Annotated in this window: 15 protein-coding genes; 8 read left to right on the plus strand and 7 right to left on the minus strand. The window is 63.0% G+C overall.

The annotated features are described in order from the left end of the window. Positions 1-171 precede the first annotated feature (171 nt). Positions 172-2961, plus strand: a complete 2790-nt coding sequence (locus tag IVA93_RS35960; RefSeq protein ID WP_085361945.1) for a [protein-PII] uridylyltransferase — start codon at positions 172-174, stop codon at positions 2959-2961. A gap of 24 nt (positions 2962-2985) precedes the next feature. On the opposite strand, the gene IVA93_RS35965 is transcribed toward IVA93_RS35960, so the two are convergent. After that, positions 2986-3885, minus strand: a complete 900-nt coding sequence (locus IVA93_RS35965) for a LysR family transcriptional regulator (protein WP_018455891.1) — start codon at positions 3883-3885, stop codon at positions 2986-2988. A 189-nt stretch (positions 3886-4074) separates the two neighbouring features. Here IVA93_RS35965 and IVA93_RS35970 point away from each other — a divergent pair, with 189 nt between their 5' ends. Further along, positions 4075-4443 carry a nuclear transport factor 2 family protein gene (locus IVA93_RS35970; protein ID WP_247295911.1) on the plus strand — a complete coding sequence of 123 codons (369 nt, stop codon included), beginning with the start codon at positions 4075-4077 and terminating at the stop codon, positions 4441-4443. Positions 4444-4537: 94 nt separating this feature from the next. Here the strand turns inward: IVA93_RS35970 and IVA93_RS35975 are convergent, their stop codons facing one another. Continuing rightward, positions 4538-5068: a methylated-DNA--[protein]-cysteine S-methyltransferase gene (locus tag IVA93_RS35975; RefSeq protein WP_018455889.1), complete on the minus strand. Its 531-nt coding sequence runs from the start codon at positions 5066-5068 to the stop codon at positions 4538-4540. A 90-nt stretch (positions 5069-5158) separates the two neighbouring features. On the opposite strand from IVA93_RS35975, the gene IVA93_RS35980 reads away from it, so the two are divergent. The 3 genes from IVA93_RS35980 (at position 5159) to IVA93_RS35990 (ending at position 8341) form a co-directional block, all read left to right on the plus strand. Beyond that, on the plus strand, positions 5159-5521 hold the full coding sequence (locus IVA93_RS35980; RefSeq protein ID WP_231189569.1) for a DUF1304 domain-containing protein: 363 nt from the start codon (positions 5159-5161) through the stop codon (positions 5519-5521). Positions 5522-5656: 135 nt separating this feature from the next. Beyond that, positions 5657-6883 carry an ABC transporter substrate-binding protein gene (locus IVA93_RS35985; RefSeq protein ID WP_026233046.1) on the plus strand — a complete coding sequence of 409 codons (1227 nt, stop codon included), beginning with the start codon at positions 5657-5659 and terminating at the stop codon, positions 6881-6883. Between the two features lie 231 nt (positions 6884-7114). Continuing rightward, positions 7115-8341 carry an ABC transporter substrate-binding protein gene (locus IVA93_RS35990; RefSeq protein ID WP_085385519.1) on the plus strand — a complete coding sequence of 409 codons (1227 nt, stop codon included), beginning with the start codon at positions 7115-7117 and terminating at the stop codon, positions 8339-8341. Between the two features lie 84 nt (positions 8342-8425). Here IVA93_RS35990 and IVA93_RS35995 read toward each other — a convergent pair whose 3' ends face one another. Then, the gene (locus IVA93_RS35995; protein ID WP_018455884.1) at positions 8426-8851 is read right to left on the minus strand and encodes a DUF1330 domain-containing protein; all 426 of its coding nucleotides are present in this window, start codon (positions 8849-8851) and stop codon (positions 8426-8428) included. 167 nt (positions 8852-9018) lie between these two features. Between IVA93_RS35995 and IVA93_RS36000 the strand changes: the two genes are divergently transcribed. Together IVA93_RS36000 and IVA93_RS36005 are read left to right on the plus strand one after the other, a co-directional pair. Then, positions 9019-11232 (plus strand): transglycosylase domain-containing protein, encoded by a 2214-nt coding sequence (locus IVA93_RS36000; RefSeq protein ID WP_018455883.1) that lies wholly within the window; start codon positions 9019-9021, stop codon positions 11230-11232. Between the two features lie 355 nt (positions 11233-11587). Next, positions 11588-12247 carry a hypothetical protein gene (locus IVA93_RS36005; RefSeq protein ID WP_247295909.1) on the plus strand — a complete coding sequence of 220 codons (660 nt, stop codon included), beginning with the start codon at positions 11588-11590 and terminating at the stop codon, positions 12245-12247. Between the two features lie 175 nt (positions 12248-12422). Here the strand turns inward: IVA93_RS36005 and IVA93_RS36010 are convergent, their stop codons facing one another. From IVA93_RS36010 to IVA93_RS36025, 4 genes are all read right to left on the minus strand, one after another. Next, positions 12423-13262: a M48 family metallopeptidase gene (locus IVA93_RS36010; protein WP_026233044.1), complete on the minus strand. Its 840-nt coding sequence runs from the start codon at positions 13260-13262 to the stop codon at positions 12423-12425. A gap of 217 nt (positions 13263-13479) precedes the next feature. Further along, complete coding sequence (locus tag IVA93_RS36015; RefSeq protein WP_018455880.1) at positions 13480-14808, minus strand: polyhydroxyalkanoate depolymerase; 1329 nt, start codon at positions 14806-14808, stop codon at positions 13480-13482. Positions 14809-14929: 121 nt separating this feature from the next. Further along, on the minus strand, positions 14930-15748 hold the full coding sequence (locus IVA93_RS36020; protein ID WP_018455879.1) for an ABC transporter permease: 819 nt from the start codon (positions 15746-15748) through the stop codon (positions 14930-14932). Positions 15749-15857: 109 nt separating this feature from the next. Further along, positions 15858-16661, minus strand: coding sequence for an ABC transporter ATP-binding protein (locus IVA93_RS36025; RefSeq protein ID WP_085349757.1), 804 nt, complete (start codon positions 16659-16661; stop codon positions 15858-15860). A gap of 105 nt (positions 16662-16766) precedes the next feature. Between IVA93_RS36025 and IVA93_RS36030 the strand changes: the two genes are divergently transcribed. Beyond that, positions 16767-18077, plus strand: a complete 1311-nt coding sequence (locus tag IVA93_RS36030; RefSeq protein ID WP_018455877.1) for an ActS/PrrB/RegB family redox-sensitive histidine kinase — start codon at positions 16767-16769, stop codon at positions 18075-18077. The last annotated feature ends 53 nt before the right edge of the window (positions 18078-18130 follow it).

Genomic DNA, 18130 nt, shown 5'->3' on the forward strand with positions numbered 1-18130 from the left:
ACTTCATTGTTTTTCAATGAGTTAGATCTAGAAATCAACGAGAAAATCCATCCCTCGAAAGCGCGCCGGCTGAGAACAGCTTTGCCCAAAGCCGCACCTTTCCAGCATGGAACGACTATTGCGAGAGAATGGCGGGTGACAGCGCCGGCCGCCTCTTATATCCGGTGAGACATGGACAGCGTCGCGACTGAACACAAGGCCGAGGTGGACGATCGCTTCGACACCGCGCGGATCACCGCCGCGGTCGATGCGCTTGCCGAGAAGCACCAGGGACGCGAGGACGCGTTCCGCACGGCCATGGCGCAACTGCTCAAGGCCGAGCTGATTGCCTCGCGCGCTGCGGCACAGACGATCCTGCTGAAGGACCGTCATGGCCGGCGCTGCGCCGAGCGACTGTGCCACGTGCAGGACGAGATCATCCGCATCCTGTATTCGGCCGCGACCCGCCATCTCTACCGCTCGCCGATTCCGAGCGGTGCCGAGCGCATGGCAGTGGTGGCGACCGGCGGCTATGGCCGCGGCCTGATGGCCCCCGAGTCCGACATCGATCTGCTCTTCATCCTGCCCTACAAGCAGACCGCCTGGGGCGAGCAGGTCGCCGAGGCCATTCTCTATTGCCTCTGGGACATGGGGCTGAAGGTCGGTCACGCCACGCGCTCGGTCGACGAGTCGATCCGGCAGGCGCGCGGCGACATGACCATCCGCACCGCGATCCTGGAGACGCGCTTCCTTACCGGAGACCGGCCGCTCTATGACGAGCTGGTTGCCCGCTTCGACAAGGAGGTCGTGCAAGGCACCGCGTCCGAGTTCGTCACCGCGAAACTCGCCGAGCGTGAGGAGCGGCATCGCCGCGGCGGCCAATCGCGTTATCTGGTCGAACCCAACGTCAAGGACGGCAAGGGTGCGCTCCGCGACCTGCACACGCTGTTCTGGATCGCGAAGTACGTCTACCGCGTGAGCGACACCGACGAACTGGTCGACCGCGGCGTGTTCGACGCGCAGGAATACCGCACCTTCCGCCGCTGCGCCGACTTCCTCTGGTCGGTGCGCTGCAATCTTCACTTTTACTCCGGTCGCCCTGAAGAGCGCCTCTCCTTCGACCTCCAGCGCGAGATCGCGGTCCGGCTCGGCTACACCTCGCATCCCGGCATGCAGGACGTCGAACGCTTCATGAAGCACTACTTCCTGGTCGCCAAGGAAGTCGGCAACCTCACCGCCATCCTCTGCGCCAAGCTCGAGGACCAGCAGGCCAAGCCCGCGCCGGTGCTGAGCCGGATGATGGCGCGGCTGCGCCCCACCGCGGTGAAGCGGCGAGTGCCCGACAGCGACGACTTCATCGTCGACAACAACCGCATCAACGTCGCCGCGCCCGACGTGTTCAAGCATGATCCGGTCAATTTGATCCGCATCTTCCGCCTGGCGCAGAAGAACAATCTCGCCTTCCACCCGGACGCGATGCGCGACGTGACGCGTTCGCTCGGCCTGATCAACGCGCAGATGCGCGAGAATCCCGAAGCCAACCGGCTGTTGATGGAGATCCTGACATCCGACAACGCGGAAATCGTGCTGCGGCGGATGAACGAGACCGGCGTGCTCGGCCATTTCATCCGTGCCTTCGGCAAGATCGTCTCGATGATGCAGTTCAACATGTATCATCACTACACCGTCGACGAGCATTTGATCCGCTGCGTCGGGTTCCTCCAGGACATCGAACGCGGCGGCATCGAGGAATTCGCGGTGGCGAGCGACCTGATGCGCAAGATCCGGCCGGAGCATCGCTCCGTGATCTACATTGCGACGCTGCTGCACGACGTCGCCAAGGGCCGGCCCGAGGATCACTCGATCGCCGGCGCCAAGGTGGCGCGACGGCTCTGCCCGCGGCTCGGCTTCAGTCCGGCCGACACCGAGCTCGTGGCCTGGCTGATCGAGGAGCATCTGACGATGTCCACGGTCGCACAGTCGCGCGATCTCTCCGACCGCAAGACCATCGAGAATTTCGCCGCCGTGGTGCAGTCGGTCGAGCAGATGAAGCTCTTGACGATCCTGACCACCGCCGACATCCGCGGCGTCGGCCCAGGCGTGTGGAACGGCTGGAAGGCGCAGCTCTTGCGCTCGCTGTACTACGAGACCGAACCGGTGCTGACGGGTGGCTTCTCGGAGGTAGACCGCGGCAAGCGGCTCACGGCCGCGTATGCCGAATTCCGTAACGCCTTCGCGGAATGGCCGGCGGAAGAGCTCGACGCCTATATCGCCCGGCACTATCCGGCCTATTGGCTCAAGGTCGAGCTGCCGCGCAAGATCCGCCACGCGCGCTTCGTCCGTGCCAGCGAGCAGGCGGGCCACAAGCTCGCGATCAATGTCGGCTTCGACGAGGTGCGTGGCGTCACCGAGCTGACCATCTTCGCCGCCGACCATCCCTGGCTGCTGTCGATCATCGCAGGCGCCTGTGCCTCGGCCGGTGCCAACATCGTCGATGCCCAGATCTACACCACGACCGACGGTCGCGCGCTCGACACCATCTCGATTTCCAGGGAATACGACCGCGACGAGGACGAGGGACGGCGCGCCACACGCATCGGCGAGATGATCGAGGACGTGCTGGAAGGCAAGCTGCGTCTGCCCGAAGTGGTGGCCCGGCGCACCGTGCGCGGCAAGGCGCGGCCGTTCGTGATCGAGCCGGAAGTGACCATCAACAACCAATGGTCCGACCGCTACACAGTGATCGAAATGTCCGGCCTCGACCGCCCCGGGCTGCTCTACGAGCTGACCACCGCGATCTCGAAGCTCAACCTCAACATCGCCTCGGCCCATGTCGCGACCTTCGGCGAGCGCGCGCGCGACGTGTTCTACGTCACCGATCTCCTGGGCGCACAGATCAGCGCGCCGACACGTCAGGCCGCGATCAAGAGCGCGCTGACCCACGTGATGGCCGGCGACAAGGCGGTTCAGCCAGCGGCCTGACTTCTCTCGTCATTCCCCGCTGAATCATCGCGCCGACTTTTGTTCGGAGAATCGCAGCGCGTTCACCAGCGCAGACAGCGTCGCCGGTTGATGCCGACGACTGGGATAATACATGAAGAAGCCCGGAATTGGCGGAGTCCAATCCTCCAGCACCCGGACAAGGCGGCGCTTCGCAACATATTCGGCGACCTGCTCTTCATAAGCGAGTCCCACACCAACCCCGGCGAGCGCCGCCTGGATCACCAGGTGGGTATCGTCAATGATGAGTGGGCCGTTCACGTTGATCGTGACCGACTTTCGTCCCTGCTGAAACTCCCACCGATATGGTCCACCCGCAAGACGCAGCGTAACGCACCGATGATCGTTCAGATCCTTTGGTTTCTTGGGGATGCTTCGTGAAGCGAAATAGCTTGGCGAGCCCACTACCGCCAATCGCAGTTCGGGCGTGAGGCGAACCGCGATCATATCCTTTTGAATGTACTCGCCAAGCTGGATACCGGCATCGAACTCGCCTGCAACAAGGTCCACGGGGCCAGTGACGGTAACAACGTCCAGAACGATGTCCGGGTAGGACTCAGCGAAAGCTCTCAACCGCGGCAACAACACCATCACGGCAGCTGATCGTGACATTACGATTCGGAGACGACCTTCGGGTCGCTGCCGAACACTTCGGGCCTTGTCGAGGGCGTGACGAATTTGCTCAAGCGCCGGAGACAAGTCTTCCAAAAGAGCTGCCCCCGCAGCGGTTGGCGCAACGCTCTTGGTTGTTCGAGCGAGCAGCTGCAGCTCAAGCCGTTGCTCAAGCCTCCGGATTGTGTGACTCAAGGCAGACTGAGACACACCCAGCTTTATCGCAGCGCGCGTAAAGCTTCGTTCACTGGCCACGATTGCGAACGTCGCGAGCTCGTTCAATTCGTTTGTCATCGTCTATGAATATCGATCATAAGCCCATGCCGCGCAAGTCGGCTGGCTTCATAAACAACTATGCCGTAGGCTCCCACCCGCAATTCGACGACCTACGGTGCTTTTCTGCACGGGCGCCAGGCTGACGCTCGGCACGGCTGGCCGGGCCGGGCCGCATGAATGCCCGGTGTAACGGCTTTGAGGATGACAATGAATACGGACGTTCCCGCCTTGCACTCCCTTGCGCAAACCTATTTCGATGCTGCCTATGAAATGGATGCCGAGAAATTTGCATCCATATTTCACCCCTTGAGTTCCGTGACGAAGGTCGCCGAGGACGGCAACGTGGGCGTGACGCCGATTGCGACCTGGCTGGCAGCGGTCCGCGACATGAAAGCTCCAAAGCAACAGGGCTTCGAGCGAGACGATCAGATCCTGTCGACGGATGTTGAAGGAGAGCTCGCGCTTTTGAAGGTGAAATTGCGCATCCCGCCGCGTTACTTCACAGACCTGTTGTCGTGCTTGAAGGTGAACGGGACCTGGAAGATCGCGCAGAAAGTAATGACGTCGAACGTCTGATGGATTCGGTCACGGCGGGGGAGAGCGGCCGAAGGCTCGCTCGACGGCCCATCGCCGGCCGCCGCCAATCGCTCAACCGTTGTCAAACAGGCGCTTAGACCGCCACGCCTTCATGCCGCAGCAGCCAGCGCTTGCGCTCGAGGCCGCCGCCATACTTCACCAGAGAACCATCGGCGCCGATCAGGCGGTGGCACGGCAGCACCACGCTGATCGGATTGGAGCCGTTGGCATGGCCGACGGCGCGAATGGCTTTGGGCGTGTCGATCCTTGCGGCGAGCGCGCCGTAACTCATTGTGGTGCCGGCAGGGATTTGCGCCAATGCATTCCAGACCTTCTGCTGGAACGGCGTGCCGGCGATGCGCCAGGCGATGTCTGAGAGCTGGCCGAGATCGCCGTCGAAATAGTCCGACAGCGCAGTCCGCATGGCCGCGGGCGCGGGCTGGTCACTCAGGTCCACCAGACCGTAATGCAGGCGCAAGAGCTCGCGCATGCGGTGCTCGTAATCCTCCCAGTCGAGCGCGCGCAAGGCGCCCTCAGCGTCGGTGATCAGCAGCGCGATCCCGATCGGCGTCGCCAGCCGATCGAGGCCGAAGCTTACAGGCGGTTTGGTCGGTCGCGCGGGCATTGCGGCACCATTGCATCGAAACACGCCATCGCACTTGCCACGCCAGCCGTGCTAGCGTCCACCCGAAAGCTGACGCTGGGGGAGCTCAACTTGATCTGGATCGCGAATATCCTGGTGGCGCTGGTCGCCGCACTGCACGCTTACTTCCTGATCCTGGAGATGTTGCTCTGGGACAAGCCGCAGGGCTTGAAGGTTTTCCGCAACACGCCGGAGAAGGCAGCGATCACCAAGGTGCTGGCCGCGAACCAGGGACTCTATAACGGTTTCCTGGCCGCCGGCCTGGTCTGGGGGCTGGTGCACGGCAATCCGGCCTTCGCGTTCCAGATCAAGGCGTTCTTCCTGCTCTGCGTGATCGTGGCCGGCGCTTATGGCGCGGCGACCGTCAGCACGCGGATCCTGATCGTGCAGGCGCTGCCGGCGGCGCTCGCGCTGTTGGCCTTGTTCCTGACCTGAGATGCCATAGCGCGGCACCGCGATCCTTGCGCGGCGCCTGCCGTTCCTCCACAATCTCCGACAGCGATGGCGACCGTTGGCAATCAACGGGACAAGACCGTCGGTCGGAAATTCCGTCAGGAGGAACAAGCCCACATGAGCAATCGCAGAGCCTTCATCACCGCCACGGCGGCGCTCGCCTTCGCGTTCTCCGCCAACCAAGCTCTCGCCCAGAAGAAATACGACACCGGCGCGAGCGACACCGAGATCAAGATCGGCCAGACCGTGCCGTTCTCCGGGCCCTATTCCGTCTACGCCAATATCGGCAAGACCCAGGCCGCCTACTTCAAGATGATCAACGATCAGGGCGGCATCAACGGCCGCAAGATCAATCTGATCCAGTATGACGACGCCTATTCGCCGCCGAAGACGGTCGAGCAGGTGCGCAAGCTCGTCGAAGGCGACGAGGTGCTGTTCACCTTCCAGATCATCGGCACGGCCGCGAACGCTGCCGTGCAAAAATATCTCAACGGCAAGAAGATCCCGCAACTGCTGGCCTCGACCGGCGCCGCGCGCTTCAACGATCCGCAGAACTATCCCTGGACCATCGCCTATAATCCCAACTACGTGTCCGAGGGACGCATCTACGCCAAGTACATCCTCAAGGAGCATCCGAACGCCAAGATCGGCGTGCTCTACCAGAACGACGACATGGGCCGCGACTATCTCGCCGGCCTCAAGAGCGGTCTCGGCGACAAGGCCGCCAGCATGATCGTCGGCGAGGTGTCCTACGAGGTCACCGATCCGACGGTGGACTCGCAGGTGGTCAAACTGAAGTCGTTGGGCGCCGATCTTTTCTATGATGCCTCGACACCCAAATTCGCGGCGCAGGCGATCAAGAAGGTCGCCGAGCTCGGCTGGACGCCGGTGCACATTCTCGACATCAACGCGAGCCCGATCTCGGCGACGTTGAAGCCGGCCGGTCTCGACATCTCCAAGGGCATCATCTCCACCCAATACGGCAAGGAGCCCGGCGATCCGCAGTGGAAGGACGATCCGGGCGTGAAAGCGTTCTTTGCCTTCATGGACAAGTATTTCCCCGAAGGGGACAAGCTCAATACCGTCAACACCTATGCTTATTCAGTCGCCGAATTGCTGACGCAGGTGCTGAAACAGTGCGGCGACGACCTGTCGCGTGAGAACGTGATGAAGCAGGTCGCTAACATCAAGGACTTCACCCCGAGCTTCGCGCTACCCGGCATCAAGATCAACACCGGGCCGAACGACTACCGCGTCAACAAGCAGATGCAGATGATGAAGTTCAACGGCGAACGCTGGGAGCTGTTCGGCCCGATCATGGAGGATGCGGGTCCAGCGGGTTAGCCTCTCGGATATCTCATAGGGCGGGTTACGCCCGGCGGACTGCACTTCGCGCATCCGCCGGCGCTGCCCACCTTACAAACCTGCTGCGCAGCCGCGCATGCTACGAACTGCGGGCGCACGCCCAAACTTGCGTTGCAACAACGCCTCATCCACTATCGCCGTCAGCGGTGACATCAGGTGCGCACAGGCGCACCTGATTGATCACCGGCAACAAACATTGAGGAAATGCGAATGAGGAATGGAATGCTGCATCTGGCCACGGCAACGGCGCTGACCCTGGCGCTATCGGTCTCGGCGGCCAATGCCCAGAAGAAATATGATCCGGGGGCCAGCGATACCGAGATCAAAGTCGGCCAGACCGTGCCGTTCTCGGGACCGGCATCGGCCTACGCGTCGATCGGCAAGACCCAGGCCGCCTATTTCAAAATGATCAACGACCAGGGCGGCATCAACGGCCGCAAGATCAATCTGATCCAGTATGACGACGCTTACTCGCCGCCAAAAGCAGTGGAGCAGGTGCGCAAGCTGGTCGAGAGCGACGAGGTGCTCTTGACCTTCCAGATCATCGGCACGCCATCGAATGCGGCCGTGCAAAAATATCTCAACTCCAAGAAAGTGCCGCAGCTGTTCGCGGCCACCGGCGCCTCGAAGTTCACGGACCCGAAGAACTTTCCGTGGACGATGGGCTACAACCCTAACTATTTCGTCGAGGGCCGCATCTACGGCCAGTACATCCTGAAGGAATATCCAAACGCCAAAGTCGGCGTGCTCTATCAGAACGATGATCTCGGCAAGGACTATCTGAACGGCATCAAGGCCGGGCTCGGCGACAAGGCCGCCAAGATGATCGTCAACGAGTCCTCCTACGAAGTCTCGGACCCGACCGTCGATTCGCAGATCCTCAAGATCAAGGATGCCGGCGCCGATCTGTTCTTCAGCGCCAGCACGCCGAAGCAAGCGGCGCAGGCGATCAAGAAGATCGGCGAGATCGGCTGGAAGCCGGTGCAGATCGTCGACATCAACGCCACCTCGGTCGGCGCGGTGATGAAGCCTGCCGGTCTCGACGCCGCCAAGGGCGTGATCAGCGTCAATTACGGCAAGGATCCGCTCGATCCGACCTGGAAGGACGATGCCGGCCTGAAGAAGTATTTCGACTTCATGGCGAAGTACTATCCGGACGGCGACAAGGATTCGAACTTCAATACCTACGGCTACGGTACCGCCCAGCTTTTGGCCCACGTGCTGCAGCAGTGCGGCGACAACCTGACGCGCGAAAACGTCATGAAGCAGGCGGCTTCGCTGAAGGACGTGACCAGCGATATCGCCCTGCCCGGCATCAAGGCCAACACCTCGGCGACCGACTACCGCGTCAACAAGCAGCTTCAGATGATGAAGTTCAACGGCGAACGCTGGGAGCTGTTCGGCCCGCTCCTGGAAGATGCGGGTCCGGCGGGTTAGTTTTCTCGGAGCAAGCAGGTGAGGCGTGGATGGCCGAGTCAAGCCCGGCCATCCACCTTGAGGAGGGAGTTCCGCCGACGCCGCTCAGGCCGGCACCTCGCCAAAGTTCTTGCCCACCGGCAGCACCGCGTGCCGAATGAGCCGTGAATCCTCCACGGCGGCCTGCCTGTGCTTAACCGCTTCGCGATAGACGGGATCGCGGATCATCTCGACGAACGCGGCGACGCTTGGGTATTCGGCGATGAAGCAATGGTCCCAGCGCTCAGTCTCGGGGCCGATCAGCATCAACTCGAATTTGCCTTGCCAGACGATGCGGCCGCCGAGGCGTTCGAACACCGGGCCGCTCTCGCGGCCATAGGCCGCATAGGCTTCCGCGCCGCTCGCCTTGCGGCCATCTGGATAGGCTGCCTCCTTGCGTAAGCGCACCAGGTTGAGCATGTGGATCGGGCCGGGACGGTCGTTGTCCCGGAACTGCGCGAAAATCTCCTTGGTTGGATCGATGTGGCCCATCTGAGTTTCCTTTTCTTTTATGCCGGCGATCCTAGCTCTGCCGACCTCCCAGCGGAACTGCGGCCAGCGAATGCCGCACCTCCTAATCGCGCGTTAAGCTCTGGGTAACCGGGCCTTAAACAGCGACCGCTAGCGTGCGGCGGGGCGGGCTGACCGGGCGTTTGCGTATGGGGTTGGGAAAGAAAAAGGGTGGGCGGAAGGAGCCGTTGTTCGGCTTGCCTGCGGCACTCGCCGATCTGCGCCTGACCGCGGCCGACCGCATTCCTGGCGGCGATGAGAAGCCGAAGAAATCAACGAAGTCATCTGCCAAGCGCAAGAGCGAGGATGCCGGCGACGAGCCGCCGCGCGAGCGGAAGGCGCCAGCCGGCCGCGGCAGCCCCAAGCGGCGATCGAAGTCACGCATCGGCGCGAGCCTTGGTCGCCTGGTCTATTGGGGCGCGGTGCTGGGCCTATGGGGCGCCATCGCCGTGATCGGCGTCGTGATCTATGTCGGCGCTCATCTGCCGCCGATCCAGTCGCTGGAAATCCCCAAGCGGCCGCCGACGATCCAGATCGTCGGCATGGACGGCAGCATGCTGGCGCAACGCGGCGAGATGGCCGGCGCCAACGTCTCGCTGAAGGATCTGCCGCAATATCTGCCCAAGGCGTTCATCGCCATCGAGGATCGCCGCTTCTATTCGCATTTCGGCATCGATCCCGTGGGCATCCTCCGCGCGCTCGTCACCAACGTGCTCCATCGCGGCGTGTCGCAGGGCGGCTCGACGCTGACGCAGCAATTGGCGAAAAACCTGTTCCTGACCCAGGAGCGCACCATGGCGCGCAAGCTGCAGGAAGCGGAGCTCGCGATCTGGCTGGAGCGCAAGCATTCCAAGAACGAGATCTTGGAGCTCTATCTCAACCGCGTCTATTTCGGCTCCGGCGCCTACGGCGTCGAGGCCGCCGCGCAGCGCTATTTCGGCAAATCGGCCAAGAACGTCACCGTCGCGGAAGCGGCGATGCTGGCCGGTCTCGTCAAATCGCCCTCGCGGCTCGCGCCTAACCGCAACCCCGAGGGCGCAGAAGCGCGCGCGAAAATCGTGCTCACGGCGATGGCGGATGCCAAATTCATCACCGAAGCGCAGGCGCAGGCCTCGATCGGCCAACCCTCCTACAATGTGAAGCCGGTCGGCGCCGGCACGGTCAATTACGTCGCCGACTGGATCGGCGAGGTGCTGGACGATCTGGTCGGCCAGATCGACGAGAGCATCAAGGTCGAGACCACGATCGATCCGAAGCTCCAGAGCGTGGCGGAAGCCGCCATCATCGACGAGCTCGCGGCCAAGAGCGTGAAATTCAATGTCAGCCAGGGCGCACTGGTGGCGATGACGCCCGACGGCGCGGTTCGCGCCATGGTGGGCGGGCGGAACTATTCCGAGAGCCAGTACAACCGCGCGGTCACCGCCAGGCGCCAGCCGGGCTCCTCGTTCAAGCCGTTCGTGTACCTGACCGCGCTCGAGCAGGGGCTGACGCCCGACACGGTCCGCCAGGACGCGCCGATCGAGGTCAAGGGCTGGAGGCCTGAGAACTACACCCACGAATATTTCGGCGCGGTGACGCTGACCCAGGCGCTCGCGATGTCGCTCAACACGGTCGCCATTCGCCTCGGCCTCGAGGTCGGGCCGAAGAACGTGGTGCGCACCGCGCACCGGCTCGGCATCTCCTCGAAACTCGAGCCCAACGCCTCGATCGCGCTCGGCACCTCCGAAGTCTCGATGGTCGAGCTGGTCGGCGCCTATGCACCCTTCGCCAATGGCGGCTTCACGGCGACGCCGCATGTCGTCACGCGGATCAGGACGCTCAGTGGCAAGCTGCTCTACATGCGCCAGGCGGACGAGCACAACCAGGTGGTCGACCCGCGCTATGTCGGCATGATGAACGCGATGATGCGGGAAACGCTGATCAGCGGCACCGCCAAGAAGGCGGAGATCCCGGGCTGGCCAGCGGCCGGCAAGACCGGCACCAGCCAGGACTACCGCGACGCCTGGTTCATCGGCTACACCGCCAACCTCGTCACCGGCGTGTGGCTCGGCAATGACGACAACTCGCCGACCAAGAAGGCCACCGGCGGCGGCTTGCCGGTCGAAGTCTGGTCGCGCTTCATGCGCACAGCGCACGAGGGCGTGCCGGTAGCAGCCTTGCCGAGCTCTCCAGGTGGCTGGGGCCTGTCGAACCTGGCGCAGGCGACGTCGCAGGTGTCGCCGCCAACAGCGGCAGCGCCCGGACCCGCACCGGCCAGCAACGGCGGCTATCGCCCACCCCCCACGCGCGCCAATGCGCGACCGGAGGCAGCCGCAGGACTCGATGGCTGGCTGATGGACCGGCTGTTCGGCGGGAATCGCTAGCGCCGACCTGAGGTCCGGGTGACCTCAAAACAAAAACAAGCGAAAACAACCCCATGCACAGTAGCCGAGGATAACGAAATCAACGGCTTGCGTGAGGCGCAAGACGGCTGATTCTGACAGCAAAGCCATTTGACACCTCGGGCAAAACAGAACCGTTCCGCCATCATCCCGAACGCGGCCGCTATCTCGGCTCTCCCGGTTCGCCACCGGTGTCGTCTTCGGCAAGTCCTGCCTACCATGGCAAAATCGGCCGATCCCCGCAGCTCCCGGAACGCAAAAACACCAGTCTCTTCAAGCTCCGGTCGGCGGCCCGGGATTTGCTCTCACAGGTTGAGCAAGTATCGGAGAGCGTTCCATGATGTCGGGTGTATCCAGCGCGGCGTTGCCTCATCTGCGACCCGCATCAACGTCCGCTTCGAATAGGACATCGAGTCTTCAGCCGGCGGGACCGGATGCGACTGATGCTGCGACCGACGGCTTTCGGATTGACGTCTCGCAGGTCAAGCCCCTGACAGGCGCCAAGTCGATATCGGCGGCGGACAATCCTCACCTGCGCGACCTCATGGCATCGAACTGGCTGATGACCCATGACACGAGCGCAACTCAGTCGGTCGTCTCGGACGATGCCCCTGAGAACACCTATGCTCAGGTGAAGGTCGACGGCAAGGTGGTCGCCACCCTGTACAATGGCGGGTCCTCAACGATGACCAACGAGGCGGCTGGAAAGATCGGCAAGCTGGAGGATCCACCCGATCTGAGTGGACCGGATCTGGCGCAGTGGCGGGCCGACAGATACGCCGAGCGGCTCGGTGGCACCGTTGAAAAAGCTTCCACCGCGATCACGCAATCGCAATGGACCCCGCGTGAAAGCAGCTCCGCAACCTATAGCCGCGATCAACTCGACGCAGCCTTCCAGGCGATGCTGGCCGAGGGCCAGAAGGCCGGCGTGCAATTGCAGTCATCCTATCTCGCCTCGCGCACGCAGCCGGGGACAAGCGCGGATGTCAGCGCCTGAGCAGAGGGATGAATTGAGTACGCGCGGACGTCGCTGCATTCTCAACTGTCATTCCCGCGAACGCGGGAATCCAGTACGCCGCGGCCTCTCGGTTCAATAACAACCGCCTCGGAACACTGGATCGCCCGGTCGAGCCGGGCGATGACAGCGTCAGATGGAGGTTGGCAGCGAGGGCCTAATCCTCGACCCCGTAGCGGTGCAGGTCGTTGCCGTACGTATCGAGCCACTTCTTGGCGCGCTCCATCGACGGGCAGACCTTGCCGCAGACGCGCCAGAACCGCGCCGAGTGGTTCATCTCAACGAGATGGGCGACCTCGTGGGCGGCGAGATAGTCGAGCACGTAGGGCGGCGCGAGGATCAGGCGCCAGGAGAACGACAGCGAGCCGGCCGAGGTGCAGGAGCCCCAACGACTGGATTGATCGCGGATCGAGAGCCGCTTGACCTTGACGCCGAGCTCGGCGGCATAGGATTCCGCCGCACGCTGAAGGTCGCGGCGAGCCTCGCGCTTGAGGAAGTCGCTGATGCGACGGTCCGCATGCTCGACGCCGCCGGCGACGCAGAGAATGCGCTCCCCGCTGTCGCGCACTTCCGTCCACACCGTACCGCGCGTGCCGGCGCGATGAACGATGCGATGGGCCGTGCCGCGAAGTGGTATCACTGTGCCAGGCTGGAACGGCGCGGCCTTCGGCAAACGGCCGAGACGTGCCGCGATCCACGCGCCGTGGCGCTGCGCGAAGTCTTTTGCTTCGGCGAGCGTGCCGCGCGGCGGCATGGTGAGGATGGCTTCGCGATCGCTCGGATGAATTCTGAGCGTGTAACGGCGCGCGCGGCGATGCCGGCGCAGTCGAATCGCAAAATATTGCGATCCATGGGTGATCAGGAGGGTCTTCGGCTCGTGGGGCCGCCGATAGAGGAGTGCGCGAGTGGCCATGTCTGTCAGTCCGGGGGGCAGGAGAGCGCCCGGATTCTGCCATAACCGCCGCCAGGGAAAGCGCTCGGCGCAAAAACAAATCATTTGCCCAATATACAGGGGTCTGGCGTCCGGGAGACCCTACAGACTGGGGTTGGAACCGGCTTTTTTCGCCCCCGTTCGGCGCATGTGGCACCCCCAAGGGGTGAGGTTGGACTCACTCCTACAAAGCTACCTAAATACCGCGAATCTAGCGGGAACTCGCCCCTGTCGGAGCCTCCGACAGGGCGTCGATTTTCAGCGGGAAAGCCGAAAAACGCGATTATTCGGCCGCGAGAGCCTGCAATGAGCTCGGATTCGCCGCCGAGACCATGAAGTCGTGGATGCGCGGCACGATTTCCGATTTGAAGCGCGAGCCATTGAACACGCCGTAATGTCCGACGCCCTTCTGGACGTAATGAACGCGGCGGTGATCGGGAATCGAGCTGCACAATGTGTGCGTTGCTTCGGTCTGACCGATGCCGGAGATGTCGTCGTTCTCGCCTTCGACGGTCATCAACGCGACGCGCGTGACCTTGGAGGGATCGACGCGTGTTCCACGATGGGTCATCTCGCCCTTCGGCAGCGAATGCTTCACGAACACGGTGTCGACGGTCTGCAGGTAATACTCGGCGGAGAGATCCATCACCGCGAGATATTCGTCGTAGAAGTCACGATGCTTGTCGACGAGGTCGCCGTCGCCCTTTACCAGGTTGGCGAATAGCTGCTTGTGGGCATCCATATGCCGGTCGAGATTCATGCTGATGAAGCCGTTGAGCTGCAAGAAGCCCGGATAGACGTCGCGCATCATACCCGGATGCGGGAACGGCACCTTGGTGATGACGTGGTTGCGGAACCAGTCGATGCCGCGCTCCTGGGCCAGGTTGTTCACCGCAGTCGGATTGCGCCGGGTGTCGATCGGGCCGCCCATCAGCGTCATCGAGGTCGGCACAAAGGGATCGCGTAGCGCTTCCATAATCGAAACGGCAGCGACGACGGGAACCGAGGGCTGGCACACCGCCAGCACATGCGTGTTGCCGCCGAGGACATGCAGCATCTCGATGACGTAGTCGATGTAGTCGTCAAGATCGAAGCGGCCGTCGCTGAGCGGCACCATGCGGGCATCGGCCCAATCGGTGATGTAGACCTCATGCGCCGGCAGGAAAGCCTCGACGGTACCGCGGAGGAGCGTCGCGTAATGGCCGGACATCGGAGCGACGATCAGCACGCGTGGATGCGGACTGCGCAGTGGACGGGCGAACTTGCGATCGAAGTAGAGCAGGCGGCAGAACGGCTTTTCCCAGACCGAGCGGACCTCGACGGGAACGCGGATGCCGTTGACCTCGGTGTCGTTGAGGCCCCATTCCGGCTTGCCGTAGCGGCGGGTGGTGCGTTCGAACAATTCGCAGGCCGCGGCAACCGACTTGCCAACCTCGGTGCGTGCCCAGGGGTTCAGCGGATTCTGAAACAGGAGCTTGGTCGCGTCCGTGATCGCACGCGCCGGATTGAGAGAGGCTTGCCCCATCTCGTACATCCAGTACATCGGCGTCGTCAGGACAGGACTGCCTTCGGCCACCAGGGGCGGCGCCCCGCCAAACTCACCAATCGGCATCGCTATATTCCTCTTCGCATCGCAGCATACTGCCGAATGCGTAATATTGCGTCAATGCATGGTTCCGTACATCTACGTGGCCGAGGTGCCCAAACCGGGCAGAATCCACGAGAAAGTGACGTTATTCGCCGCCTGACAGCAGCGAGCCCTGCATCCTGGCGCTGCGCAAAAGGGCAAGGAATGCCCCAAAAGATGCAAGCAACAGCACCGCGTTGATGGCCAACGCGCTCAGCATCAGATCGGTCCTGAAGGTGTTTTCGATCAGCAGCGCGCGCATCCCTTCGAACACGTAGGTCGGCGGCAGCGTCCAGGCGATGTATTGCAACCAGACCGGCAGCACGCTGACGGGATAGTAGACGCAGGCGAGCGGCATGATGCCGAACATCAAGGTCCAGACGATGCTCTCGGCGCCGAGGCCGTTTCGCAGCACCAGTCCGGAGACGAAAATGCCGACCGACCAGCTCGTGAAGATCAGATTGCAGAAGAACGCGATCAGCGGCACGCCGAGCGCATAAACATTGAAGTGAAACAGGAATAACGCGAGCAGCGTCATGGGGATGACGCCGATCGCGAGCCGGATCAGGCTCATGATCATCAGGGACAGCAGAAATTCGATCGGCTTCAACGGGCTCATCATGAGATTGCCGAGGTTGCGCGCCCACATCTCTTCCAGGAACGAGATCGAAAAGCCGAGCTGCCCGCGAAACAGGATGTCCCAGAGAATGACGGCGCCGATCAGGGTGCCGCCGGCACGCGCGAAGAAGTTGGCATTCTGCGCGATGTAAAGCTGCAGAAAGCCCCAGGTGATGACCTGCAGCGCCGGCCAGTAGAGCAGCTCGAGCAGCCGCGGCCAGGACGACAGCAACAGGTACCAATAGCGCAGGATCATCGCGCCAATGCGGTGGACGGAGATGCCGCGGTGGAGGGAGAGTTCGGTCATTGCGGCACCGCGTAGCCCGAATGAGCGAAGCGATATCCGGGACCTTGCTGGCGGCGTTCCCGGGTATCGCTTCGCTCACCCGGGCTACGGTCGCAACATACGGCCTGGCTCATCGTGCCACCTCCTGCGCGCCGTTCACCCTTCCGCGCGCGACGTCCAGAAACACCTCTTCCAGCGTGGTGCGGTTGTAGCGGGCCATGATGGCTTCGGGCGTATCGTCGTCCTCGATACGGCCGCGCTTCATGATGATGACGCGATCGCAGAGCCGCTCGACCTCGAGCATGTTGTGCGACGCCAAGAGGATGGTGGCGTTGTTCGCCATGCGATAACGCTCCAGATGCCCCCGGACCCAGTCGGCGGTGTCGGGATCGAGCGAGGCGGTCGGCTCGTCCAGCAACAGCAGCTCGGGCTGGTTGATCAGCGCCTTGGCAAGCGCAACGCGCGTCTTTTGTCCTGCGGAGAGCTTGCCGTTGGCGCGGTCGATGAACTCGGTGAGATCGAGATCGTCGGCGAGCTCAGCGATGCGATCGGAGAGGTTCTTCACCGCATAGAGCTTGCCGAACACCGTGAGGTTCTGACGCACCGTGAGCCGCATCGGCATGTCGACATAGGGGCTCTCGAAGTTCATCCGACCCAGCACGGACGCGCTGTCCTCCGGCATCCGATGCCCGAGCACCTGCACGCGGCCGGAGGTCGGCAGCACGAGGCCCATGATCGTCGCGATGGTCGTGGTCTTGCCGGCGCCGTTGCCGCCCAGCAGCCCGGTGATGCTGCCGCGCGGAAGCGAAAAGGAGATGTCGTCGACGGCGCGGGTCTGCTTGTAGACCTTGACCAGGTGATCGACCGCGATTGCCGCGGAGAGGCTGCGATCCGCGACAGTCGGCCAGCTTGAAGCCTTGTCATTCTCCGTCATGCTGGGCGTTCTTCTGCTATTGCAGCGGAGAGCGCAAGGCTTGTAATCCGGCGGTTCCGTGAGCCGCGCGCTTGTGATCGAGAAGGCACCGCCCCATTGGCCGAAATGACCGAACTTGCCGCTTCCGACTTTCGCCCCGCGCAGCGGCATATCCGCCTGGATACGATCCTGCGACTGCGCTGGCTCGCGGTGCTCGGCCAGCTCGCCGCGATCTTCATCGTGGCGCAGGGGCTGGAATTCAATGTCGAGATCGTTCCCTGCGTCAGCATCATCGCCCTGTCGGCGGCGCTCAATCTGGCGCTCCAGACCGTGTCCAATCCGCTGCAGCGGCTGGAGCCGATGCAGGCGGCCGGACTGCTCGCGCTCAACATCGTGGAGCTGGCGGGTCTCCTGTTCTTCACCGGCGGACTCCAGAACCCGTTCTCGTTCCTGTTCCTCGCGCCCGTGCTGATCTCCGCGACGGCGCTGCCGGCCCGCTTCACCTTCGGCCTCGGCGTGCTGGCTGTCGCCTGCGCCTCGGTCCTGTTCTTCTTCCATCTGCCGCTGCCCTGGGATTCTGATGATCCGCTGGTGCTGCCGCCGATCTATCTCGTCGGCGTCTGGCTCTCGATCGCGCTCGCGATCGGCGTGACCAGCCTCTACTCGTTCCAGGTCACCGAGGAGGCGCGCAAGCTCGCCGACGCGCTGGCCGCGACCGAGCTGGTGCTGACGCGCGAGCAGCATCTGACCCAGCTCGACGGCCTGGCCGCAGCCGCAGCGCACGAGCTCGGCACGCCCCTCGCGACGATCTTCCTGATCTCGCGCGAGCTGGAGAAGACGGTGAAGGAGCCGAACTTTGCCGCCGACCTGAAGACCCTGCGCGAGCAGACGCAGCGTTGCCGCGACATATTGAGCAAGATCACCCAGCTCTCCTCCACCGGCGCGCCGTTCGACCGCATGAAGCTGTCGGAGCTGATCGAGGAGGTGGTGGCGCCGCACCGCGATTTCGGCGTCGATATCAAGGTGCGCATCGCCGTCGCCATCGTGGCCGAACCGGTCGGCTCGCGCAATCCGGCGATCCTCTACGGCGTCGGCAATATCGTCGAGAACGCGGTCGATTTCGCCCGCACCACCGTCGAGGTGAATGCGTGGTGGAACAAGGACACAATCGAGCTCGTGATCTCCGACGATGGTCCCGGCATTCCGCCTGACATCCTGAACCGGATCGGCGAGCCCTATTTGTCGCGGCGGCGCAGCAAGGACGAAGGCGGCGGCCTCGGGCTCGGCGTGTTCATCGCGCGCACCTTGCTGGAGCGCACCGGCGCCAAGGTCTCGTTTACCAACCGGACCTTTCCGGACCATGGCGCAGTGGTCCAGATCACGTGGCCGCGAGACCGTTTTGAGGCTATCGAGACCTTCGAAGAAACAATAGGATAGGCCGCGACCTTGCGTCGCACAACGGGGCCGATCGACCATTGGCGCCCTTGGCA

Source organism: Bradyrhizobium sp. 155 (assembly GCF_023101105.1).
Classification (GTDB): domain Bacteria; phylum Pseudomonadota; class Alphaproteobacteria; order Rhizobiales; family Xanthobacteraceae; genus Bradyrhizobium; species Bradyrhizobium canariense_D.

Excerpts from the sequence above, each read along its gene's own strand:
- IVA93_RS35975 (WP_018455889.1), bottom strand. The coding sequence starts at position 5,068 with ATGCCCGCGCGACCGACCAAACCGCCTGTAAGCTTCGGCCTCGATCGG.
- IVA93_RS35985 (WP_026233046.1), top strand. The coding sequence starts at position 5,657 with ATGAGCAATCGCAGAGCCTTCATCACCGCCACGGCGGCGCTCGCCTTC.
- IVA93_RS36025 (WP_085349757.1), bottom strand. The coding sequence starts at position 16,661 with ATGACGGAGAATGACAAGGCTTCAAGCTGGCCGACTGTCGCGGATCGC.
- IVA93_RS35965 (WP_018455891.1), bottom strand. The coding sequence starts at position 3,885 with ATGACAAACGAATTGAACGAGCTCGCGACGTTCGCAATCGTGGCCAGT.
- IVA93_RS35960 (WP_085361945.1), top strand. The coding sequence starts at position 172 with ATGGACAGCGTCGCGACTGAACACAAGGCCGAGGTGGACGATCGCTTC.
- IVA93_RS36015 (WP_018455880.1), bottom strand. The coding sequence starts at position 14,808 with ATGCCGATTGGTGAGTTTGGCGGGGCGCCGCCCCTGGTGGCCGAAGGC.
- IVA93_RS36005 (WP_247295909.1), top strand. The coding sequence starts at position 11,588 with ATGATGTCGGGTGTATCCAGCGCGGCGTTGCCTCATCTGCGACCCGCA.
- IVA93_RS36030 (WP_018455877.1), top strand. The coding sequence starts at position 16,767 with ATGACCGAACTTGCCGCTTCCGACTTTCGCCCCGCGCAGCGGCATATC.
- IVA93_RS36000 (WP_018455883.1), top strand. The coding sequence starts at position 9,019 with ATGGGGTTGGGAAAGAAAAAGGGTGGGCGGAAGGAGCCGTTGTTCGGC.
- IVA93_RS36020 (WP_018455879.1), bottom strand. The coding sequence starts at position 15,748 with ATGACCGAACTCTCCCTCCACCGCGGCATCTCCGTCCACCGCATTGGC.
- IVA93_RS35995 (WP_018455884.1), bottom strand. The coding sequence starts at position 8,851 with ATGGGCCACATCGATCCAACCAAGGAGATTTTCGCGCAGTTCCGGGAC.
- IVA93_RS35970 (WP_247295911.1), top strand. The coding sequence starts at position 4,075 with ATGAATACGGACGTTCCCGCCTTGCACTCCCTTGCGCAAACCTATTTC.
- IVA93_RS35990 (WP_085385519.1), top strand. The coding sequence starts at position 7,115 with ATGAGGAATGGAATGCTGCATCTGGCCACGGCAACGGCGCTGACCCTG.
- IVA93_RS36010 (WP_026233044.1), bottom strand. The coding sequence starts at position 13,262 with ATGATTTGTTTTTGCGCCGAGCGCTTTCCCTGGCGGCGGTTATGGCAG.